This is a genomic window from Streptomyces sp. NPDC014006, from assembly GCF_043088925.1.
GTDB lineage: Bacteria > Actinomycetota > Actinomycetes > Streptomycetales > Streptomycetaceae > Streptomyces.
In genome coordinates this window covers 340,462-361,838 of sequence record NZ_JBICAJ010000006.1, presented here as the reverse complement: position 1 = coordinate 361,838, position 21,377 = coordinate 340,462, and the positions used below count along the sequence as shown (strand labels likewise).

Below are 21,377 nucleotides of genomic sequence, written 5' to 3'. Positions count from 1 at the left end.
GTACGACGGAGGGAGCGCACATGCCGACCGGGAACCCCGAGGGGAAGAAGATCCCGCCGGACGAGAAGCGACTCGGACCGGTCCTCCGGCGACGGGACCAGGTGCAGACCAGCACCACGGACCAGCGGCTGCTGGACGAACGCGCGCCGTCCGACTGGGTGCACACCGATCCCTGGCGGGTCCTGCGCATCCAGTCGGAGTTCATCGAGGGCTTCGGCACGCTGGCCGAACTCCCGCCGGCGATCAGCGTCTTCGGCTCCGCACGCACACCGGTGGACTCTCCCGAGTACGAGGCGGGGGTACGGCTGGGACGCGCGCTGGTGGAGGCCGGCTGGGCGGTGATCACGGGCGGCGGCCCGGGCGCCATGGAGGCCGCCAACAAGGGGGCCTGCGAGGCGGGCGGCACCTCGGTGGGGCTGGGCATCGAGCTGCCCTTCGAGCAGGGGCTGAACCCGTACGTCGACATCGGGCTCAACTTCCGCTACTTCTTCGTGCGGAAGATGATGTTCGTCAAGTACGCGCAGGGCTTCGTGGTCCTGCCCGGTGGCCTCGGCACGCTGGACGAACTCTTCGAGGCGCTGACCCTGGTCCAGACCCAGAAGGTCACGCAGTTCCCGATCGTCCTCTTCGGCACGGAGTACTGGGGCGGCCTGGTCGACTGGCTGAAGAAGACCCTGGTCGCCGAGGGCAAGGCGTCCGAGGCGGATCTGCTGCTGTTCCACGTCACGGACGACGTGGAGGAGGCGGTGGCGCTGGTGTCGAAGGAGGCGGGGCGGTAAGCGCTGCGCTTGCCTGAGCGGATCGGGATACAGGGGCTGAGCCCCCCGCGCCCCCGGGGTCCGGGGGCGGAGCCCCGCCGGGGTGCAGGGGCGGAGCCCCGTGACGGCACCTTCTGTCCAAGCGAGTCGGGTGGGTGGGTGGCCACGCACCCTCCGGGGTCTGGGGCGCAGCCCCGGGGACGGCACCCGCAGCCGACCGAACCCCAGCAACCGGCGGAGCCCTACGCCAATCCGCGCCGCGCCACCGCCGGCGCACGCCACCCCGCGATGGACGCCACCATGTCCAGGATCTGCCGGGTCTCGGCGACCTCGTGCACCCGGTACACCTGCGCCCCCAGCCACGCCGACACCGCCGTCGTGGCCAGCGTCCCCAGCAGCCGTTCCTTCACCGGCTTGTCCAGCGTCTCGCCCACGAAGTCCTTGTTGGACAGCGACACCAGCACCGGCCACCCCGTCGCGACCATCTCGTCCAGCCGCCGCGTGGCCTCCAGACTGTGCCGGGTGTTCTTGCCGAAGTCGTGCCCCGGGTCGATCATGATGGACTCCCGCGGCACCCCGAGCGCGGCCGCACGTTCGGCGAGCCCCACGGTCACCTCCAGGATGTCGGCCATGACATCGTCGTACGCCACCCGGTGCGGCCGTGTCCGCGGCTCGATCCCGCCCGCGTGCGTGCACACCAGCCCCGCGCCGTAGCGCGCCGCCACCTCCGCGAGGCCCGGATCGACCCCGCCCCAGGCGTCGTTCAGCAGATCGGCCCCCGCCTCGCAGACCGCCTCGCCGACCTCCGCGCGCCAGGTGTCCACGCTGATGACCACGTCCGGGAACCGCCGCCGCACCTCGGCCACGAAGCCGACCGTGCGCCGCGCCTCCTCCTCGGCGCCGACATCCTCGCCCGGACCGGCCTTCACCCCGCCGATGTCGATGATCGCCGCACCCTCGGCCACGGCCTGCTCCACGCGCGCGAGAGCCGGCTCGTCGCGGAACGTCGCCCCCTGGTCGTAGAAGGAGTCCGGCGTCCGGTTCACGATCGCCATGATCACCGGCTCGTGCGCGCCGAATTCCCGCCTGCCCAGCCTGAGCATCCGCTGTGACCTCTCCTCGTACGTCCTGGGTTCTTCCTGGTCTTGCGCCGCCTGTGACCCTAACTGTCAGCGTCGCATGGCACGATCGGACCCTGACACTGAAGACACCGAACGTGGGGTAGCCGGCGATGGTTATGTTCCTGTTCCTGGTCATCGCGCTCGCCGTCGTGGTCGCCGCGGTGACGCTCGCCGTGCTGGGCGGCGGCGAGGGCACCGGCCCGCTGCCGGAGGCGGCCCCAGAGCGGCTCCACGACCCGCTGCCCCCCGACCGCCCCGTCACCCGCGACGACATCGACGCCCTCCGCTTCCCGCTCGCCGCCCGCGGCTACCGCATGGCCGACGTCGACGACGCCCTCAACCGCGTCGCCGCCGAACTCGCCGAGCGCGACGCCCGAATCGCCGACCTGGAGTCCGCGCTGGCGGGGGCCCGGGCGGCGGCCGCCCGGGTGCCGATGGACAAGCACGAGCAGCAGGAGGAGCGGTGACCACGGGGATCGCCATCGCCGGCCCGGACGGCGCCCTGCGCTGCCCGTGGGCCCTGTCCGCGCCGGAGTACGTGCGGTACCACGACGAGGAGTGGGGGCGCACGGTCCACGGCGACGACGCCCTCTTCGAACGGCTCGCCCTGGAGGCCTTCCAGTCCGGCCTGTCCTGGATCACCATCCTGCGCCGCCGCCCCGGCTTCCGCGCCGCCTTCGCCGGCTTCGAGATCGCCAAGGTCGCCACCTTCGACGACGGTGACCGCGAACGGCTGCTCGCCGACCCCGGCATCATCCGCAACCGTGCCAAGATCGACGCCACGCTCGCCAACGCGCGCGTGCTCGCCGAGTGGCAGCCCGGCGAGCTGGACGACCTCATCTGGTCCCACGCCCCGGACGCGGACGCCCGTCCGGCCCCCAGAACCCTCGCCGACGTGCCCGCGATCACCCCCGAGTCGACGGCCCTGTCCAAGGCGCTGAAGAAGCGCGGCCTGCGCTTCGTCGGCCCGACGACGGCGTACGCCCTGATGCAGGCGTGCGGCCTGGTCGACGACCACCTGACCGACTGCGTCGCACGCCGCCGGTGAGGCCTACCGCCCCAGGTACTTCGGCTTCTCCTTGCCGACGAACGCCTGCACCGCGATCGCGTGGTCCTCGGACTGCCCGGCACGCGCCTGCAGTTCGTCCTCCTTCTCCAGCGTCTCGGCGAGGGAGTGCGTCAGGCCGTACGCCACCGACTCCTTCAGCGCCGCGTACGCCACCGTCGGCCCCTCGGCCAGCTGCCGCGCCAGCTTCTCCGCCTCGGCGCGCAGCTCGGCCGCAGGCACCAGCCGGTTGGCGATGCCCAGCTCGTACGCCTCCTGGGCGGTGATGCTGCGCGGGAAGAGCAGCAGGTCGGCGGCGCGGCCGGGCCCGACCACGCGCGGCAGGCTCCAGGAGATGCCGGAGTCCGCGGTGAGCGCCACACCCGCGAAGGACGTGTTGAACGAGGCCGTCTCCGCGACGATCCGGTAGTCCGCGGTGAGCGCGAAGCCGAAGCCCGCGCCGGCCGCGACGCCGTTCACCGCGGCCACCACCGGCTTCGGGGCGCCGGCCAGGGCCCGCACGATCGGGTTGTAGTGCTCCCTCACCGTGCTCATCGTCTGCCCCGAGCCGGACTCCCGGTCCGCGGCCAGCAGCCCGATGTGCTCCTTGAGGTCCTGGCCCACACAGAACGCCCGGTCCCCGGCCGCGGTGAGCAGGATCGCCCGTACGGCGCTGTCGCCCGCCGCGGACTCGGCCGCCTCCCGGAGGGCGACCTTGGTCGCGATGTTCAGCGCGTTCATCGCCTCCGGGCGGTTCAGCGTGATCGTCGCGAGTCCGTCGCTCACCTCGTAGAGCACGGTGTCGGCCATGGCGCATCCCTCCGGTGTCGAGGCACGGCGTACCGCTCGGTACGCCGACGTACGAAGGACAGCATGGCGGAGATCACCGGTGGTGGGCCGGGCCGGCCGTGTGAGCTGCGTCAAACAATTCCACGCACGGCGCACTCGGGTGCCGTCCGCGGGGTCGAGCAGTATCGCAGCCACATCGCCGAATTGAGTGGTTTTGCTCGCGCGCGTTGCCCAAGCGATGCGGACTGATGTTGGTCATCGGGTCCTGAGATGCGGGATAATGGCCTGGAAGCAATGTGTTCGATGCCGGTGACGCGTGTCCTGGGCCCTTCCGGGCGGTGGGCCCGCGCCTGCCCTTCACGGGCCGTCGGCCTTGACGATGAGCTGGTTTCAGGAAGGGGAACGAGCATGGCGGCCATGAAGCCGCGGACGGGCGACGGCCCGCTCGAGGTGACCAAGGAGGGGCGGGGCATCGTCATGCGCGTTCCGCTCGAAGGCGGCGGTCGGCTCGTCGTCGAGCTGACCCCGGACGAGGCAGACGCCCTCGGCGACGCCCTCAAGAAGGTCGTCGGCTGACGCGCAAGCGACCATATCCTTTCGGCCGCCCCGGCGCCCCAAGTGGGTGCCGGGGCGGCCGTTTGCGCAGGTGAGGGCGGTGCTTTTCAGTACGCAGGCCTGATCCGGCGGGTCGTCGCCTCAGCGCTTGACCGCGCACAGCAGGCCGTCCCCGACCGGCAGCAGCGACGGCACCAGATCCTGGCTCTCGCGCACCGCGCGCAGCAGTTCCCGGATCCGTATGACCTCCGTGGGCTGCGGACCGGAGTCGACCGTGCGCCCGGCAGCGAAGACGCCCTCGAACACCACCAGACCGCCGGGGCGCAGCAGGCGCAACGATTCAGCGAGGTAGTCCAGGAACTCCAGCCGGTCGCCGTCGCAGAAGACGAGGTCGTAGCCGGCGTCCGCGAGCCGGGGCAGGACGTCGAGGGCCGGGCCGGGGATGAAGCGGGCCCGGTTGCTGGCGAAACCGGCGGCGCGGAAGGCCTGCCGGGCGAACTGCTGGTGCTCCGGCTCGGGGTCGACGGTGGTCAGCACCCCGTCGGGACGCATGCCGTGCAGCAGATGGATGCCGGAGACGCCGCAACCGGTGCCGATCTCCGCGACCGCCTTGGCGTCCACGGTGGCGGCCAGCAACCGCAGCGCCGCGCCCGTGCCGGGCGACACCGAACGCAGCCCCGCCTCGCGGGCCCGGTCGCGGGCCCACAGCAGGGCGTCGTCCTCGGCGACAAAGGCGTCGGCGAACGCCCAGTCCGTCTGCCGGTTGCCGGTAATGACCCTCTCCTGTCCCCATGGTTGCCTCGGCGTGACTGTATCCGTTGGGCCCGGGAACCCGCAGATGGGACCGGGCGTTTAGAAGGGTGGGAGACGCACCGGGGGGACACAGTTGGATCACGATGCGGCGCGGGGCGCCGAGCAAGTGCTGACGCAGCCGTATGAGCCGTATCAGCACAGATCAAATTCTCGTAAAACCGCTTATCCGGTCCTAACGGGCGAGGTGGCTATGGTAGGGGCTCCACTGGACACCACCAGAGCCGACAGGGGAGGTGCGGCCGCACCTGAAGATCGGGGAGGAGTGCTGCGGCGCTTCCTCGGATCGGCGGGCAGGCCGAAATCCGTGACCGACACCGCTGACACCAGCCACGCCGCAGGCTTCACCGCCGGCCAGACCGCGACCTTCTCCACCGACGCGGACGGCCAGGCGTGGACTCCGCCCACCTGGGAGGAGATCGTCAGCACACACAGCGGGCGGGTCTACCGCCTCGCCTACCGCCTCACGGGCAACCAGCACGACGCCGAGGACCTCACCCAGGAGGTCTTCGTCCGTGTCTTCCGCTCCCTGTCGACGTACTCGCCGGGCACCTTCGAGGGCTGGCTGCACCGCATCACCACCAACCTCTTCCTGGACATGGTGCGCCGCAAGCAGCGCATCCGCTTCGACGCGCTCGGCGAGGACGCGGCCGAGCGGCTGCCGAGCAAGGAGCCCAGCCCGCAGCAGGTCTTCAACGACGCCCACTTCGACGCCGACATCCAGCAGGCGCTGGACACGCTCGCGCCGGAGTTCCGCGCCGCGGTCGTCCTGTGCGACATCGAGGGGCTGAGCTACGAGGAGATCGCCGCGACCCTCGGCGTCAAGCTCGGCACGGTCCGCTCGCGCATCCACCGCGGCCGCTCCCAGCTGCGCAAGGCGCTCGCCCACCGCTCGCCCGAGGCCCGGGAGCGCCGCTCCCTGATGGCCCGCGTGCCCGTACTGGGGGGAGGGGGCGCGACCGCGTGAGTGGATCACGTCCCAACCCGGCAGAGCAGCACCTGGGAGACCGACTCTCCGCCCTGGTGGACGGCGAACTCGGTCATGAGACGCGTGAGCGCGTCCTGGCGCACGTGGCGACCTGCCCGAAATGCAAGGCGGAGGTCGACGCGCAGCGCCGTCTGAAGAACGTCTTCGCGGAGGTGGCGCCGCCGCCCCCGTCCGAGAGCTTCCTGGCCCGCCTGCAGGGGCTGCCCGGGGGAGGCGGCCCCGACGGCGGCTCGCCGTTCGGCGGGGGAGGACTCGGCGGATTCCCCGATGGCTTCCCGGGGCGGCCCGGGGCGCCCGGCGTCTTCGGCGTGAGGCGGGGCGGCGACGCGTCGTTCGACTTCGACTACGCGCCGGGACACGGGCACGCCGCCGCAGTGCCGCTGCCCGCCGAGTCGGGATTCCGTATCCACCCCGTCAGCCGGGGCGAGGCCGGTCCCTCCCGGGGGCTGCGGTTCGCGTTCGTCGCGGCGGGCGCCGTGTCGCTGGCCGCGATCGCGCTGGGCGGCGTCACCCCCGGCAGCCCGGCCGCCACGGACACCCGGGCCGGTTCCGGCAGCAATGTCACCCCGGCCGGCTCCCCGGGCACGGGCGTAGCCACGGCGCCGGAGTCCCAGCGCCGCCGGGGCGCGACACCGCTGCCGGCACAGAGCGGCCAGAGCACGGCCGGGGGCGCCCCGGTGGTGCCCACGTCCCTGTCTGCGCCGCTGCTGCCGGGCCTGCCCGCTCGCGGCACCGTCCAGGACGTGGCGCGCACCCTGACCACGCCCGTCATGGCCGGTGCGGCCGCCATGTCACCGCTGATACGCCCGCTCAGCGTCACCGCGCCTGTTGCGCTGACCACGCTGTCCCCGGCGCCGCCGGCGACGGCACCGGGCGTGCTGTCCCTGTCGGCCTCCGGCGGCCCCACCTCCGCCTCCGCATCACCTTCCGCCACATCCTCTCCCTGACGGCCCCTGCGCGGCGGGCCCGCGAACCTGGTTGAATCCAGATCAGCCGCGCCCTCGGCATGCCGTCGGGCGCGGGGTTCGACCATCCGCGGCCGCCGTCGACGAGCCGTGCCGCGGCCACCCGTGGGGAGAGCATGAACGAGGGGAAGCCCACGCAGGGGCCGTCCGAGGAACGCGACACCGGGCCCGACGCGGCCATGGCCGCCGGCGCGAAGGGCGACGGGTCCCAGGACCTGGACGCCGACTTCGAACTGGCCCGGCCGCAGGCCCACGAAAGCGACGACGACGAGGGATCGGACGTCGGGAGGCGTCCGGCGCTGGGCGACGGGGACTACGAGCTGAGCGAGCCGGTCCCCGAGCCGGTCCCGATGGGCTCCGGTGCGGTGCCTGAGGCCGCCACCCCGCTCGAGCGGCCCGGGCCGCTGCACGATCCCGACCCCTACAGCACCCCGCCCTACGGCGAACCCGGCCCCTGGGCACCGGCTCCGCCGGTGCAGCACCCGGCGGTACCGGCGGCGACCCCCGCCCACGGCACGCTGACCGCACCGGCACCGCAACCGGCCCCCGCACCGCAGCCGGCCCCGGCCCCGCACCTCACGGCGCCGCCGGCCCCCGCCCCGCACCTCACCGCGCCACCGCACAGCGCCGTTCCGGGCGCCCCCGCGCCCATGGCGGCCCCGGCCCCCGCGCCCGTCGTCCCCGAGGACGCCCCCGGCCCCCCCGCCCCCGGCCCCATACCCGGCGCCCCCGCCCCCCAGGACGCCGCGCCCCCCGCCGGCCCCTGGCAGCGGTACGACCCCTGGGCCGCCGCCGGCGCGGCCCAGGGGCCCGCGCCCGGCGCGGCCGCGCACGCGCCCCTTCATCAGACCGGTGCCGCCGTCGACACCGAGCAGCAGCGGCGACGTAAGCAGCGACGCGCGGCCGTGGTCTTCCTGCTCGCGGTCGCGCTGGTCTCCGGCGGCGTCGGCGGAGTCGTCGGCGCGTACCTGGAGCGCAACGGCGGTGTCGGGACGGCCGTCGAGCTGCCGCAGGCCGGGGACGAGCCCACCGGCCGCGCCCCGGACAGCGTCGCCGGGATCGCCGCCCGCGCACTGCCGAGCGTGGTCACCCTGCATGTCACCGGCAGCCAGGAGCAGGGCACCGGCACCGGCTTCGTGCTGGACACCCGCGGGCACATCCTCACCAACAACCACGTCGTGCAGCCCGCCGGCACCGGCGGTGAGATAACCGTCGTGTTCAACGGCGGACAGACCGCCAAGGCCAAGGTGGTCGGCCGCGACAGCGGCTACGACCTCGCCGTCGTACAGGTCAGCGGCGTCAAGGGCCTCAAGCCCATGCCGCTCGGCAACTCCGACAACGTCCGTGTAGGCGACCCCGTCGTCGCCATCGGCGCCCCCTTCGACCTGGCGGGCACCGTGACCTCCGGCATCATCAGCGCCAAGGAGCGGCCGATCACCGCCGGCGGGGAGACGGGCGACGGGAGCGACGTGTCGTACGTCGACGCGCTGCAGACCGACGCGCCGATCAACCCCGGCAATTCCGGCGGCCCGCTCCTGGACTCGCGCGGCCGGGTCGTCGGGATCAACTCCGCCATCCGTTCCGCCGACAGCGGCGGCGACGCGGAGGGCGGCGGGCAGGCCGGTTCCATCGGCCTGGGCTTCGCCATCCCGATCAACCAGGGCAGACGCGTCGCCCAGGAACTGATCAACACCGGCCACGCCACGCACCCGGTCATCGGCATCACCCTCGACATGGACTACACCGGCGACGGCGCCCGCGTCGGCGCGCAGGGCGACGGCGGCGGACCCTCCGTCACCCCGGGCGGACCCGGCGCCAAGGCCGGGATCCGGCCCGGCGACGTGATCACCGCGGTCGACGGCCAGGGCGTCCACTCGGGCGAGGAGCTGATCGTCAAGATCCGCGCGCACCGCCCCGGCGACCGTCTGGAGCTGACGATCGGGCGAGGGGGACACGAACGAAAGGTTTCGCTGGTCCTGGGCTCGGCCGGCGGCGACTGAACCCCCGTCGCGCGCCTGACGTAAACCTCACCCCGGGACGGTACCGGTCGGACAGGTCGGACAGGTACCGTGGACCCGGCCGAGGACATCGCGAGGAGCTACAGGTGTTCAATGACATAGGACCACTCGAGCTGGTGACCATCATCGTGCTCGGTGTGCTCGTCTTCGGTCCGGACAAGCTCCCCAAGGTCATCCAGGACGTCATGCGTACGATCCGGAAGATCCGCGAGTTCTCGGAGAGCGCCAAGCAGGACATCCGTCAGGAACTGGGCCCGGAGTTCAAGGACTTCGAGTTCGAGGACCTCAACCCCAAGACGTTCCTCCGCAAGCACATGGAGAACGAGGACCTGGGGCTTAAGGAGATCCGCAACGGCTTCGACCTGAAGAAGGAGATGGCCGAGGTCACCGACGCGGTGCACAGTCGGGATACCGAGATCGCCTCCGCCAACGGCTCTCCGGCCGCCACCGGCTCCGGCCGGGTCGACATGACCAAGAAGCCCGAGGACGGCGGCAAGGACGACCGCCCGCCGTTCGACGCCGACGCGACCTGAACGCGCCGCCGCGCGACCCACGCGCCGGGCGGGTTCCCGGCTGCCCGCGGTGAGATGGATATGCTGCCGAGTTGTTGTGCGGATCGGACGAGTACGCCCGAAGGGGGGCGGGCCGTCCGGTCCGACGAGAGCGAGGAGGCGTCCGGGCATGGAGACGACGAGTCGGGCAGCCGCACAGGCGCCGGCCGCGGAGGGTGGACAGCAGGTCCCCACCGCACGGCGCACGGTCGACGGCTACCTGCGCGCGCCCTTCCCGTGGTACGGCCTCGACGAGGCGTTCACCGGGCCGCGCTGGCTGATGCAGGTGGGTACGGCGGCCGACGGGGCCGTCGAGCATGGTTCGATCGGGCACGGGGACGAGCCCTCCCTGCGGGGTGAGAGCGGTGCGGCCGGTGAGCCGCGCGAGAAGTTCGCCGTGGTGGTCACCGTCGCAGCGCACCCCTCCCGCCGCAGTGCCGACGGCACGGGGCTGCTGGAGGCGACGTCCGTGTCGTCGGCGGCGTGGCTCGCCGGGGTCGGGCTGCTGTCGTTCACCTGGCCGGGGCAGATGGACCACACCCTGCGCGACGACTGGCTGGAGCAGCAGACGGAGACGGCCTGGGTGCTGGCCGACGACCTCGACGGCGAGGACTGGTCCACGCTGTCCCTGCCGGTGGACGGCGTGCCGACGCCCTTCCACTACCGGGAGTCCGAGTTCGGCTGGGTCCTCGCCGGCACCACCCAGCAGAGCGTGCACGTGGGCGCGTACGGCCGCGGCATGAGCGCCTACGGCCTCGGGTTCGCGATGATCAAGGACATCGCCACGTACGCCTGACCGGGGATCACGGGGTGGCCTCCCGGCCGCCCCCGAAGGGCGGTCCCCGCAGGACGTGGCGGCCGGGGTCGGGCATGGTGGACATGTGATCCTGGTGGCCGCCTCCTTCGCCGTGCTGGGAGCGGCGTGCAATGCCGTGGGTACGGCGTTCCAGCGCAAGGCGGCCTCGTCCGTCCCGAGCGGCGGCGGACTGCGTCTGCTGCTGGCTCTGGCGCGGCGTCCGGTCTGGCTGATCGGCATCGGCGGCGTCCTGGCGTCCGCCACCTGTCAGGCGATCGCACTGCTCAACGGGCCGATGGCCCTGGTGCAGCCCCTGTTCATCCTGGAGCTGCCGTTCGCCCTGCTGATCGGCGCCCGGCTGATGCACCGCAGGATGCCGGCCCCGGGCTGGTGGGCGGTGGCCGCGGTGGTCACCGGACTGGTGCTGATCCTGGCGTCGGCGGCGCCCTCCGGCGGCGACAACGAGGCGCCGATGGTGCGCTGGGTGCCGGTGCTCGTGCTGTGTCTGGGAGCGATGGGAGCGGCGGTGGTGGTCGCCCGCCCGGGCCGGCCGCCCCTGTTCCGCGCGGCGGCGCTCGCGGCGGCGGCCGCCGTCGGCAACGCCCTCACGGCGGCCCTGCTGAAGACCGCGAGCGACTCGTTCGCCGAGGGCGGCCTGCCGGGCTTCCTGAGCACCTGGCAGACGTACGGCTTCGCGCTGGTCGGAAGCGCGGCGCTGCTGTTGCTGGAGAACTCCCTGCAGGCCGGTTCGCTGGCCGCGTCCCAGCCGGCGCTGACCATCGGGGACGCCACGGTCAGTCTGCTGCTCGGCGTCCTGCTGTTCGACGAGCACATCCGCACCGGCTGGTGGCTGGTGCCCGAGGCGCTGGGCGTCGGGTGCATCGTCTGGGGCGTCCTGCGGCTCACCCGGGTCGTGCCGGGCGCCCAGCAGACGCTCGTGGGCGACGACAGCCTGCAAAGGCCGCCGTCGCCCAGGTGAACGTCAGAACTTGTTGCGCGGCGTGATGCCCAGCGACAGACCCGACAGGCCACGCTGACGCCCGCCCAGCTTGCCCGCGATGGCGCGCAGCGCCGAACCCGCCGGGGAGTCCGGGTCGGACAGCACGACCGGCTTGCCCTCGTCGCCGCCCTCGCGCAGCCGCACGTCGATCGGGATGGAGCCCAGCACCGGCACCGACGTACCCGTCGTACGGGTGAGGCCGTCGGCGACCGTCTGGCCGCCGCCCGTGCCGAAGACGTCGACCATCTCGCCGCAGTGCGGGCACGGCAGGCCGGACATGTTCTCGACCACGCCGACGATCTTCTGGTGGGTCTGCACGGCGATGGAACCGGCGCGCTCGGCGACCTCGGCGGCGGCCTGCTGCGGGGTCGTCACCACGAGGATCTCGGCGTTCGGGACCAGCTGGGCCACGGAGATCGCGATGTCACCGGTGCCGGGCGGCAGGTCCAGCAGCAGGACGTCCAGGTCGCCCCAGTAGACGTCCGCGAGGAACTGCTGCAGCGCGCGGTGCAGCATCGGGCCGCGCCACACGACCGGGGCGTTGCCCGGGGTGAACATGCCGATGGAGATGACCTTCACGCCGTTCGCCGACGGCGGCATGATCATGTTCTCGACCTGGGTGGGACGGCCGTCCGCGCCCAGCATGCGCGGCACGCTGTGGCCGTAGATGTCGGCGTCCACGACACCGACCTTCAGCCCGTCGGCCGCCATCGCCGCCGCCAGGTTCACCGTCACCGAGGACTTGCCGACGCCGCCCTTGCCGGAGGCGACCGCGTAGACGCGGGTGAGGCTGCCGGGCTTGGCGAAGGGCACCTCGCGCTCGGTCTGGCCGCCGCGCAGCGCCGCCGCCAGCTCCTTGCGCTGCTCGTCGCTCATCACGTCGAGCGTGACGTCGACGCCCGTGACGCCCTCGACGCGGGAGACCGCGTCCGTGACGCGCTGGGTGATGGTGTCGCGCATCGGACAGCCGGACACCGTCAGGTACACGGTGACCGCGACCGCACCATCGGCGCCGATCTCCACCGATTTGACCATCCCGAGTTCGGTGATGGGCCGGTTGATCTCGGGGTCGTTCACCGTCGCCAGCGCTTCGCGCACCGCGTCTTCCGTAACCATAAGGTCGATGGTACGGCCCGGTAGCCATCGCCCGGGATGCCCGTCAGCGGTCGTCTACGTCACGTCCGTGCGGCCGTTCTGCCGGGAATACCACCGCCTCCGCGTGGTGGCCGTTCTGCCGGTGCTCCAGCTCCTTGATCGCGTCCTGCAGCTCGGAGCGGATCCAGTCGCGGGTGGCGACCTCGCCGAGGCCCATCCGCAGCGCGGCGATCTCCCGGGTCAGGTACTCGGTGTCGGCGATGGACCGCTCGTTCTGCTTGCGGTCCTGCTCCAGGTTGACCCGGTCGCGGTCGTCCTGCCGGTTCTGCGCGAGCAGGATCAGCGGGGCGGCGTAGGAGGCCTGCAGGGACAGCATCAGCGTCAGGAAGATGAACGGGTAGCGGTCGAAGCGCAGATGCACCGGGGCGGCCACGTTCCACACCACCCACAGGATGATGACGACGGTCATCCAGACGATGAACCGTCCCGTCCCCAGGAAGCGGGCGATCCGCTCCGACAGCCGCCCGAAGGCCTCCGGGTCCCATTCGGGCAGCAGCCTGCGCCGCGGCGGTCGCGGCTGGTCGAGCCGGGCGCGCGGGCGGCTGGTCGCGGTCGCCCCGGCGGGCATGCGGTCACGCGTGGTGTCGCGGTCAGGTGCCATGTGCGTTCGCCCCCTCTCCCAGGTGGAACTCGGTCTCGCGCCAGTCCTCGGGCAGCATGTGGTCCAGTACGTCGTCCACGGTCACGACGCCCAGCAGCGACCCCGACTCGTCGACGACGGGCGCCGCGACCATGTCGTACGTGGCGAAGAACCCGGCGACGACCGGCAGTGCCGCGTCCGGCGCCAGTGGTTGCAGGTCCTGGTCGAGCAGTGAGCTGACCAGGGTGTACGGCGGGTCGCGCAGGAGGCGCTGGAAGTGGACGGTGCCGAGGTACTTGCCGGTCGGCGTCTCGTCGGGCGGCCGGCACACGTACACCTGCGCCGCGAGCGCCGGGGACAGGTCGGGGTTGCGGACCCGGGCGAGCGCGTCGGCGACGGTGGCGTCGGGGCGCAGTACGATCGGCTCGGTGGTCATCAGACCGCCGGCGGTGTGCTCCTCGTACGACATCAGGCGCCGCATCTCGGCCGCGTCGGCGGGCTGCATCAGGCTCAGCAGCCGCTCGGTGTCCTCCTCCGGCAGCTCGGAGAGCAGGTCGGCGGCGTCGTCGGGGTCCATGGCCTCCAGGACGTCGGCGGCGCGTTCCTCGGCGAGCTTGCCGAGGATCTCGATCTGGTCGTCCTCCGGCAGTTCTTCCAGCACATCGGCGAGCCGGTCGTCGTCGAGGGCGGCGGCGACCTCGGAGCGGCGCTTGGGGGAGAGGTGGTGCAGCACGTTGGCGAGGTCGGCCGGGCGCAGCTGCTCGAAGGTGGCGAGCAGGCTCTCGGCGCCCTGCCCGTGCTCCTCCAGGGAGAAGCCGGTGACCTGGGACCACTCGACGGTCAGTGCCTCGCCCTTGGCCCGCCGGAAGGCGCTGGACTTCTTGCCCTTGCGGACGAAGACGCGGTCGATCTCCCAGTCCCGGCGGGCCGGCAGCTGCTGCACCGACAGATCGAGCACGGTGACCTCCTCGCCGGTCTCGACGAGGGTGACGCGCCGGTCCAGCAGCTCGCCGAAGACGAGCCGCTCGGTGGGCCGCTGCTCGAAACGGCGCACGTTGAGCACGCCGGTGGTGATGACCTGGCCGGACTCGATGCTGGTCACCCGGGTCATGGGCAGGAAGATGCGGCGCCGGGTCGCCAGCTCGACGACCAGGCCGAGCAGCCGCGGGGGCCGGCGGCCGACGCGCAGCATGACGACCAGATCGCGCACCCGCCCCACCTGGTCGCCGGTCGGATCGAACACGGCGACGGCGGCGAGGTGCGAGACGAAGATCCGGGGGGCGCCCCCTGCCATGACCGGGGCCTCCTTTACATGGGTGCGTGACGGTATCGGTGAGTCTTTCCCCAATTGCCCGCCGAGTCGGGCTTCAGGCTAGCCCGTCCCGTTCGGAAACGTCCCGGCGGGCGGTCCGGACGGACTGGCTCCGCCCGGCGGCCCGGCCCCCGGTACGCTGCCGTACGCCGCTGTGGACCCCGACGGAAAGGCACCTGCTTCCGTGACTGCGACTGCCCTGGGAATCACCCGCCGGAACGCGCTCGCCGGCGCGCTCACCGTGCTGGCCGTGACCGGGCTCGCGGGGTGCTCCGACGATCCCGACGCGGGCACCAACGGCGTCGGCAAGCTGCCGGTCGAGCAGATCCAGAGCCGTACCCAGCAGGCCGCGGACTCCGTCGACGCCGTGCACCTGTCGGGAAGCGTGGTTGCGAGCGGGCACACGTACACGCTGGACATGCGCCTCAAGGACGACGGCGGCACCGGCTCGGTCACCTCCGAGGCGGGCACCTTCCAGCTGCTGCGCGTGGACAAGCAGCTGTTCCTGAAGGCGGGCTCGGACTTCTGGGACCACGAGGACTCCAAGGGCGGGCCGAAGGTGGCGGACACCGCGGCCGCGGACAAGCTCGGCGGCAAGTATGTGAAGGTGCCGCAGCGCGACCCCGCGTACCAGCGGTTCAGCGGCTTCACGGACAAGGACGTCCTCCTCGACAGTGTGCTGACCCTGCACGGCTCACTCGCCACCGACGGCCACCACGAACAGTCCGGCGTCCGCACCATCCGCATCACCGGCGACAAGGGCTCCGGCGGCACCCTCGACGTCTCCCTCGAAGGCAAGCCGTACCCCCTGCGCCTGGTCCGCGCGGGCGGCGCGGGCACGCTGGTCTTCTCGGAGTGGGGCAAGGACTTCACCCTGGCCGAACCGGCCAAGGGCGAAACGGTGGACTACGGCAAGCAACTGCCGACGTCGTAGCTTCAAGCTCCGGCCGTCAGGAGCGCCCCAAAGGCGCGCGGGCAACGGCGCGACCAGCCACAACGAGCCCGCAGCCAAAACGCGACAGAACCCGGCACTACAGCGGAGCGCTACCGCTTGCGCTTCTTGAAAAGCAACCGAGGCAACCCCGCCGGAACGGCCTCCCGCGTAGTCGCCGACGAGGCAACCGGCACCGCGGCCAGCGACCCGTCCGGCAACGGCAGCACAGAACCGGAAGGCTCGAGGCGGAGCACCCGGCACTCCCGCGCCCACCGCTCCACCATCGCCTCACCGTCGGGCGCGTTGAGCCGCTTGCCCTTCAGCTCGGCGACGGCCGCCTGCCACGCCTCGGACTCCGGCGCCGGCTCGACGACCTTCACGGGGAAGGACACCAGCCGGCCGCCCTTGTCCTTGCTGCGCACGGTCACCTCGGCGGTGCCGCCGTCGGTGAGCCCGGTCAGCGGCTGCTCCCCGGTCCCGTCACCGACCAGGCACACCGCGCCCTCGTGCCACACGTGCCACAGCGCATGCGCGGCCGGGGCGCCGGCGGCCTTGACCCAGATGAGGCCGGACTTCTTCGTGGCCTCCTCGACGAGGGCCTGGTCGAGCAGCTCGCTAGTCATGCGCCCAGCCTAACCAGCGTCTTTGCCGCGCCTGTCACAGCCAGCCGTTGCGCTTGAGGGTGCGGTGGATGCCGAGACAGATCGCCACCGTGATCGACATGATCACCGGGTAGCCGTAGCGCCAGTGCAGCTCCGGCATGTGCTGGAAGTTCATCCCGTACACCCCGCACACCATCGTCGGTACGGCGATGATCGCGGCCCACGAGGTGATCTTCCGCATGTCCTCGTTCTGCGCCACGGACGCCTGCGCGAGGTTGGCCTGCAGGATGGAGTTCAGCAGCTCGTCGAAGCCGACGACCTGCTCCTGGACGCGGGCGAGGTGGTCGGCGACGTCGCGGAAGTACTTCTGGATGTCGGGGTCCACCAGCCGCATCGGCCGCTCGCTCAGCAGCTGCATGGGCCGCAGCAGCGGCGACACCGCCCGCTTGAACTCCAGGATCTCCCGCTTGAGTTGGTAGATCCGGCCGGCGTCCGTGCCGCGCGGGGTGCCCTTGCGGCCGGGCGAGAAGACGTCCGTCTCGACGGCGTCGATGTCGTCCTGGAGCGCGTCGGCGACCGCGATGTAACCGTCCACCACGTGGTCGGCGATGGCGTGCAGCACCGCGGAGGGGCCCTTGCCGAGCAGTTCGGGGTCGTCCTGGAGGCGGTGGCGCAGCGCGCGCAGGCTGCCCTGGCCGCCGTGCCGGACGGTGATGACGAAGTCCCGCCCGGTGAAGCACATCACCTCGCCGGTCTCGACGACCTCGCTGTTGGCGGTGAGTTCGGTGTGCTCGACGTAGTGGACCGTCTTGAAGACGGTGAACAACGAGTCGTCGTACCGCTCCAGCTTGGGCCGCTGGTGCGCCTGCACGGCGTCCTCCACGGCCAGCGGGTGCAGCCCGAACTCGGTGGCGATTCCGGCGAATTCGGCCTCGGTCGGCTCGTGCAGGCCGATCCACGCGAAGCCGCCGTCGCGCCGCACCCGGCGCATGGCCTCCTGCGGGGTGATCGGGCGGTCACTGGGCAGGCGGGCGCCGTCGCGGTACACGGCGCAGTCGACGACGGCAGACGGACGGGCCGGGCGGGGGGAGGTGTCGTAGCCGCCGGTCCTGGGCAGTTCCTTGCGCAGGGAGACACGGGAGGGGCGGACCACAGCGCGCAGGTCGCGGATCATCGACATGGGCGGGCTCCTTCGCATCGGGCAGCGAAGACCCCGGTCACCCACAGCGGGTGGAACTACCCGGAATGAGGACGTCCTGCGTGCGTATGTTTGGCACATCCACAAAGCGGGGAGCACCGCACCGTTGCGGTGACGAGCTTCGCTGCTGATTCAGATCAGACAGATCAGGCAAAACGAAACGAAGTGCTCTTCCGAGTGAAGGCGCGAGCGCGAAAGGCGGCAGCAGGCCGGATTCAGGGCAACCGCATCAGCGGCCGGAAGAGCGAGTGGTACTGCACGGTCGACTTCGATCCATGACAGCCCCACCTCCTCCGGTCGGTCCCTCGTAAGGGAGTTCCTTCGGCGCCGGGCTGGATGCGCAACGCTTCTGCGTGCTGCCCGACCGGCCAAGAGTATCAGCCGACCGGTGTGTCAAGGCGCCGCTTTGCCCGCTACTGACGAGTTCTATGCTCGCCGCATGGCAGATGTTCTTCCTCTGGTCGAGGCCCGCTTGCGCACCGCGCTGGGCGAGCCGGACGCGCGCGCGGCGGTCACCTTCCTCGGCACGGAACGGATCGAGGTGCTGCGCTTCCACGAGGGGGACATCGTGCGTTACGCCACCCTCGGCATGTCCGCGCAGCCGATGACCGACCCCACCGCGATGCTCGCCGATCCCGTCAAGGGTCCCCGGGCCGAGCTGGTGCTGTCGGTGCGCGCCGGCGTCACCGAGACCGACAAAGTGCTCCGCCCGCTCGCCGTGCTGGCCGCGTCCCCGCAGGTCGAGGGGTTGGTCGTGACCCCGGGCGCGTCCTTGGACGTCGGGGAACCGCTGTGGCCGGGAGCCCCCTTCACCTCCGTCCTCGTCGCCGAGCCCGGCGGGCTGGTGGAGGACCTTGAGCTGGACGACCCGATGGACCCGGTCCGCTTCCTGCCGCTGCTGCCGATGACCCCGAACGAGGCCGCCTGGAAGCGTGTGCACGGCGCCCAGGCCCTCCAGGAGAAGTGGCTGACGCAGGGAACGGACCTGCGGGATCCGTCCCGCAGGTCCGTCCCGCTGGAGTGACCGATGTCACCCAACCCCATGGCGGCAGGGGTCAGTTGGCGAAGACCGTGACACCGTCCTCGGTGGCATGCTTCGGCTGCAGTTCCTCGGCCTCGTGGGTAAGGGCGTTGCGCCGTACGAGGACCACGAGCGCGCCCACGAGCGCGGTGACCGCTGCGACCACGAACGGGATGTGGAGGTCGCTCCACTCCTCGATCTTCGGCGCGAGGTAGGGCGCGGCCGCCGCCGCGAACCACCGCACGAAGTTGTAGCCGGCGCTCGCCACCGGACGCGGGGCGTCCGACACGCCGAGGGCCAGCTCCGTGTAGACGGTGTTGTTCACGCCGATGAACGCGCCGGACAGGATCGTGCAGACGATCGCCATGGCGTGGTCGCCGTAGCCGAGGACGGTCACGTCGACCGCGAGCAGCACCAGCGAGCCGCCCAGCACCTTGAGCGAACCGAACCGGGCCTGCATGCGCGGCGCCACGATCACCGAGAACACCGCGAGCAGCACGCCCCAGGCGAAGAAGACCGCGCCCGACTTGTACGGCGTCATGTTCAGCACGAACGGCGTGAAGGCCAGGATCGTGAAGAACGTGTAGTTGTAGAAGAACGCCGAGACGGCGGCGGAGGCGAGGCCGCCGTGGCCGAGCGCCTTGAGCGGGTCGAGCAGCGACGTCTTGCGGGCGGGCTTCGGCTGCTCCTTCAGGAACACCGTGATGCACAGGAACCCCACCGCCATCAGGAACGCGGTGCCGAAGAACGGATAGCGCCAGCTGGCGTCACCCAGCAGCGCGCCCAGCAGCGGGCCGCAGGCCATGCCGAGGCCGAGCGCCGACTCGTAGAGCAGGATCGCCGCCGCGCTGCCGCCGGCCGCCGCGCCGACGATCACCGCGAGCGCGGTCGAGACGAAGAGTGCGTTGCCGAGGCCCCAGCCCGCGCGGAAGCCGACCAGCTCACCGACCGAGCTCGAGGTGCCGGCCAGGCCCGCGAAGACCACGACCAGCGCGAGACCGGCCAGCAGCGTCTTGCGGCCGCCGATGCGGCTGGAGACGAAGCCGGTGACCAGCATGGCGATCGCGGTGATCAGGAAGTAGGAGGTGAACAGCAGGGAGACCTGGCTGGGGGTGGCCTGAAGCCCCTTGGTGATGGACGGCAGGATCGGATCGACCAGTCCGATGCCCATGAAGGCGACGACGGACGCGCCCGCGGTCGCCCAGACCGCCTTGGGCTGCCGCAGGATGCTGCCGGCTTCCGCGTCGAAGGGGTCCATGTCTTCTCCGATCCCGGCGAGTGCCCGACGAAAGATGGTTGCAATATGCATGCAGTAGGTACAGTAAGTTAGGCGAGCTAATTAGTGCAACTAGCATCTGGTTCTGCCTGGGGGGATGCGGCGGACGGGGAGAGTCCGGACGGGTGATCGTCCTTGACGTGGCGCGGCCGGGGTAGGACCGTGGAGCCCTATGAGGGGCGAACCCAGTTGCCCGAAGTGTGGTGGCCGGGTCAGGGCTCCCGGCCTCTTCGCCGACTCCTGGCAGTGCGATGTCCACGGGACGGTGTATCCGTTGCAGCCTGTGATCCCACCCAGCGTCGAGGCCCTCAATGCGGTGGTGCGGCGCACCCAGGTCCCGGTGTGGATGCCGTGGCCGCTGCCGGTCGGCTGGTTGTTCACCGGTGTGGCCTGCGCCGGCGACGACCGCAGCGGCGGGCGTGCGACCGCGGTGGCCTGTACGGGTCCCGGTCCGCTCGGCGGCATGGGGGAGCTGATCCTCGTCGCCGAGGAACTGGGCGTCGGTCTCGGGGCGCGGTACGCCGGTCTGGACGGGCCCGACCCGGGGCCGTACATGAACGTCGAGAAACCCGCCGAGGTCAAGGTGCTGGCCGCCGGGCGGCCGACACCGCTGTGGCACGTGTCCGGCGGACCGGCCGACCGTGCCGTCTTCGCGGGGGAGGCGCTCGGGTTGTGGCTGTGGGCCGTGGTGTGGCCCGAGCAGTCGGGGTTGCTGATGTACGACGAGCTGGTGCTGGCGGATCTCCGGGAGGCGGGGGCGGAGGTCGAACTGGTGCCGTGTGGGGCGTTGTCGCCGCGCTTGCTCAAGCCGTAGGACGCCGTAAGCGGTGGGGGTGTGTGGTCGTCTGCGGGTTCGTCGTGGCCGGCCGCGCAGCTCCCCGCGCCCCTGGCGGCGCTGCAGGCGCCCTCGGTGTAGGGGGTGCCCCCTGCCTGGGGGTGTGACAGGGGGGTGCGAAAACCCGGCTATCCTTGAGTGTCCCCTTCCGTACCGTCCCGCCTGGAGTTCGCGTCGTGCGTATCGATCTGCACTGCCACTCCACCGCGTCCGACGGTACGGACACCCCGGCTCAGCTGGTGCGTAACGCCGCCGAGGCCGGGCTGGACGTCGTAGCGCTGACCGATCACGACACCACCCGCGGGTATGCCGAGGCGATCGCCGCGCTGCCCGAGGGGCTCACGCTGGTCACCGGCGCCGAGCTGTCCTGCCGTATCGACGGCGTCTCGATGCATCTGCTGGCCTACCTCTTCGATCCCGAGGAGCCCGCGCTGTTCGCCGAGCGCGAGCTGGTGCGGGACGACCGGGTGCCGCGGGCCCAGGGCATGGTCGCCAAGCTGAACGCGCTGGGCGTGCCGGTCACCTGGGAGCAGGTGGCCCGGATCGCCGGCGACGGATCGGTGGGGCGGCCGCACGTGGCGACCGCGCTGGTCGAGCTGGGTGTCGTCCCCACCGTGAGCGACGCCTTCACCGCCGACTGGCTCGCCGACGGCGGCCGGGCGTACGTCGAGAAGCACGAGACAGACCCCTTCGAGGCCATCCGCCTGGTCAAGGGCGCGGGCGGGGTCACGGTCTTCGCGCACCCGGCCGCGAGCAAGCGCGGGCGGACCGTGCCGGAGTCCGCGATCGCCGAGATGGCCGCGGCCGGTCTCGACGGCATCGAGGTCGACCACATGGACCACGACGAGGCGACCCGGGCCCGGCTGCGCGGCCTGGCGAAGGACCTCGGCCTGCTGGTCACCGGCTCCTCCGACTACCACGGCAGCCGTAAGACGGTCGAACTCGGCACGTACACGACCGACCCCGAGGTCTACGGGGAGATCACCCGGCGCGCGACCGGCGCGTTCCCGGTGCCCGGCGCCGGCGGAGCGTGAGCCGCCCGCTCACGCCCCCTCTCTTTCTCACTTC

Annotated in this window: 23 protein-coding genes; 14 read left to right on the top strand and 9 right to left on the bottom strand. The window is 71.9% G+C overall.

Features of this window, described 5'->3' with window-relative positions:
- Window positions 1-20: 20 nt before the first annotated feature.
- Window positions 21-779 (top strand): TIGR00730 family Rossman fold protein, encoded by a 759-nt coding sequence (locus ACF1GV_RS22565; RefSeq protein ID WP_391683643.1) that lies wholly within the window; start codon window positions 21-23, stop codon window positions 777-779.
- A 221-nt stretch (window positions 780-1,000) separates the two neighbouring features.
- Here ACF1GV_RS22565 and folP read toward each other — a convergent pair whose 3' ends face one another.
- Window positions 1,001-1,861, bottom strand: coding sequence for a dihydropteroate synthase (folP, locus tag ACF1GV_RS22560; RefSeq protein WP_391683640.1), 861 nt, complete (start codon window positions 1,859-1,861; stop codon window positions 1,001-1,003).
- 134 nt (window positions 1,862-1,995) lie between these two features.
- Here folP and ACF1GV_RS22555 point away from each other — a divergent pair, with 134 nt between their 5' ends.
- Window positions 1,996-2,346: a DivIVA domain-containing protein gene (locus tag ACF1GV_RS22555; RefSeq protein WP_391684048.1), complete on the top strand. Its 351-nt coding sequence runs from the start codon at window positions 1,996-1,998 to the stop codon at window positions 2,344-2,346.
- Complete coding sequence (locus tag ACF1GV_RS22550) at window positions 2,343-2,927, top strand: DNA-3-methyladenine glycosylase I (RefSeq protein WP_391683637.1); 585 nt, start codon at window positions 2,343-2,345, stop codon at window positions 2,925-2,927. Before ACF1GV_RS22555 ends, ACF1GV_RS22550 begins: the two co-directional genes overlap by 4 nt.
- A 3-nt stretch (window positions 2,928-2,930) precedes the next feature.
- Here ACF1GV_RS22550 and ACF1GV_RS22545 read toward each other — a convergent pair whose 3' ends face one another.
- Complete coding sequence (locus ACF1GV_RS22545; RefSeq protein WP_391683634.1) at window positions 2,931-3,734, bottom strand: enoyl-CoA hydratase/isomerase family protein; 804 nt, start codon at window positions 3,732-3,734, stop codon at window positions 2,931-2,933.
- Between the two features lie 387 nt (window positions 3,735-4,121).
- On the opposite strand from ACF1GV_RS22545, the gene ACF1GV_RS22540 reads away from it, so the two are divergent.
- Window positions 4,122-4,289: a DUF3117 domain-containing protein gene (locus tag ACF1GV_RS22540; RefSeq protein WP_003966491.1), complete on the top strand. Its 168-nt coding sequence runs from the start codon at window positions 4,122-4,124 to the stop codon at window positions 4,287-4,289.
- 120 nt (window positions 4,290-4,409) lie between these two features.
- Here ACF1GV_RS22540 and ACF1GV_RS22535 read toward each other — a convergent pair whose 3' ends face one another.
- A complete protein-coding gene (locus tag ACF1GV_RS22535; RefSeq protein WP_391684046.1) occupies window positions 4,410-5,108 on the bottom strand; it encodes an O-methyltransferase in 699 nt (232 codons plus the stop codon).
- Between the two features lie 235 nt (window positions 5,109-5,343).
- On the opposite strand from ACF1GV_RS22535, the gene sigE reads away from it, so the two are divergent.
- The 6 genes from sigE (at window position 5,344) to ACF1GV_RS22505 (ending at window position 11,375) form a co-directional block, all read left to right on the top strand.
- Window positions 5,344-6,045, top strand: coding sequence for an RNA polymerase sigma factor SigE (sigE, locus tag ACF1GV_RS22530; RefSeq protein WP_363262690.1), 702 nt, complete (start codon window positions 5,344-5,346; stop codon window positions 6,043-6,045).
- The gene (locus ACF1GV_RS22525) at window positions 6,042-7,013 is read left to right on the top strand and encodes a zf-HC2 domain-containing protein (protein ID WP_391683631.1); all 972 of its coding nucleotides are present in this window, start codon (window positions 6,042-6,044) and stop codon (window positions 7,011-7,013) included. The genes sigE and ACF1GV_RS22525 overlap by 4 nt, the downstream gene beginning before the upstream one ends.
- A gap of 134 nt (window positions 7,014-7,147) precedes the next feature.
- Window positions 7,148-9,031: a trypsin-like peptidase domain-containing protein gene (locus tag ACF1GV_RS22520; protein ID WP_391683628.1), complete on the top strand. Its 1,884-nt coding sequence runs from the start codon at window positions 7,148-7,150 to the stop codon at window positions 9,029-9,031.
- Window positions 9,032-9,135: 104 nt separating this feature from the next.
- Entirely contained in the window at window positions 9,136-9,582 is a 447-nt protein-coding gene (locus ACF1GV_RS22515; RefSeq protein WP_391683625.1) for a sec-independent translocase, read from the top strand.
- Window positions 9,583-9,730: 148 nt separating this feature from the next.
- Window positions 9,731-10,396 (top strand): hypothetical protein, encoded by a 666-nt coding sequence (locus ACF1GV_RS22510; RefSeq protein WP_391683623.1) that lies wholly within the window; start codon window positions 9,731-9,733, stop codon window positions 10,394-10,396.
- Between the two features lie 85 nt (window positions 10,397-10,481).
- Complete coding sequence (locus ACF1GV_RS22505) at window positions 10,482-11,375, top strand: DMT family transporter (protein ID WP_391683621.1); 894 nt, start codon at window positions 10,482-10,484, stop codon at window positions 11,373-11,375.
- A gap of 3 nt (window positions 11,376-11,378) precedes the next feature.
- Here ACF1GV_RS22505 and ACF1GV_RS22500 read toward each other — a convergent pair whose 3' ends face one another.
- The 3 genes from ACF1GV_RS22500 to ACF1GV_RS22490 are packed head-to-tail and all read right to left on the bottom strand — an operon-like array spanning window position 11,379 to window position 14,425.
- A complete protein-coding gene (locus tag ACF1GV_RS22500; RefSeq protein ID WP_391683618.1) occupies window positions 11,379-12,512 on the bottom strand; it encodes an Mrp/NBP35 family ATP-binding protein in 1,134 nt (377 codons plus the stop codon).
- Between the two features lie 43 nt (window positions 12,513-12,555).
- A complete protein-coding gene (locus tag ACF1GV_RS22495; protein ID WP_391683615.1) occupies window positions 12,556-13,152 on the bottom strand; it encodes a DUF1003 domain-containing protein in 597 nt (198 codons plus the stop codon).
- Window positions 13,142-14,425 carry a magnesium transporter MgtE N-terminal domain-containing protein gene (locus ACF1GV_RS22490; RefSeq protein WP_363262682.1) on the bottom strand — a complete coding sequence of 428 codons (1,284 nt, stop codon included), beginning with the start codon at window positions 14,423-14,425 and terminating at the stop codon, window positions 13,142-13,144. Before ACF1GV_RS22490 ends, ACF1GV_RS22495 begins: the two co-directional genes overlap by 11 nt.
- 202 nt (window positions 14,426-14,627) lie before the next feature.
- Here ACF1GV_RS22490 and ACF1GV_RS22485 point away from each other — a divergent pair, with 202 nt between their 5' ends.
- Window positions 14,628-15,377, top strand: a complete 750-nt coding sequence (locus ACF1GV_RS22485; RefSeq protein ID WP_363262681.1) for a hypothetical protein — start codon at window positions 14,628-14,630, stop codon at window positions 15,375-15,377.
- 110 nt (window positions 15,378-15,487) lie between these two features.
- Here ACF1GV_RS22485 and ACF1GV_RS22480 read toward each other — a convergent pair whose 3' ends face one another.
- Both ACF1GV_RS22480 and ACF1GV_RS22475 read right to left on the bottom strand, forming a co-directional pair.
- Window positions 15,488-16,000, bottom strand: a complete 513-nt coding sequence (locus ACF1GV_RS22480) for a hypothetical protein (protein WP_391683611.1) — start codon at window positions 15,998-16,000, stop codon at window positions 15,488-15,490.
- A gap of 34 nt (window positions 16,001-16,034) precedes the next feature.
- On the bottom strand, window positions 16,035-17,159 hold the full coding sequence (locus ACF1GV_RS22475; protein WP_391683608.1) for a magnesium and cobalt transport protein CorA: 1,125 nt from the start codon (window positions 17,157-17,159) through the stop codon (window positions 16,035-16,037).
- A gap of 457 nt (window positions 17,160-17,616) precedes the next feature.
- Between ACF1GV_RS22475 and ACF1GV_RS22470 the strand changes: the two genes are divergently transcribed.
- Window positions 17,617-18,201 carry a suppressor of fused domain protein gene (locus ACF1GV_RS22470; protein ID WP_391683606.1) on the top strand — a complete coding sequence of 195 codons (585 nt, stop codon included), beginning with the start codon at window positions 17,617-17,619 and terminating at the stop codon, window positions 18,199-18,201.
- Window positions 18,202-18,232: 31 nt separating this feature from the next.
- On the opposite strand, the gene ACF1GV_RS22465 is transcribed toward ACF1GV_RS22470, so the two are convergent.
- The gene (locus tag ACF1GV_RS22465; protein WP_391683604.1) at window positions 18,233-19,456 is read right to left on the bottom strand and encodes an MFS transporter; all 1,224 of its coding nucleotides are present in this window, start codon (window positions 19,454-19,456) and stop codon (window positions 18,233-18,235) included.
- 190 nt (window positions 19,457-19,646) lie between these two features.
- Between ACF1GV_RS22465 and ACF1GV_RS22460 the strand changes: the two genes are divergently transcribed.
- Complete coding sequence (locus ACF1GV_RS22460) at window positions 19,647-20,288, top strand: DUF6758 family protein (RefSeq protein WP_391683601.1); 642 nt, start codon at window positions 19,647-19,649, stop codon at window positions 20,286-20,288.
- Window positions 20,289-20,485: 197 nt separating this feature from the next.
- Window positions 20,486-21,343 carry a PHP domain-containing protein gene (locus tag ACF1GV_RS22455; RefSeq protein WP_391683598.1) on the top strand — a complete coding sequence of 286 codons (858 nt, stop codon included), beginning with the start codon at window positions 20,486-20,488 and terminating at the stop codon, window positions 21,341-21,343.
- Window positions 21,344-21,377 lie beyond the last annotated feature (34 nt).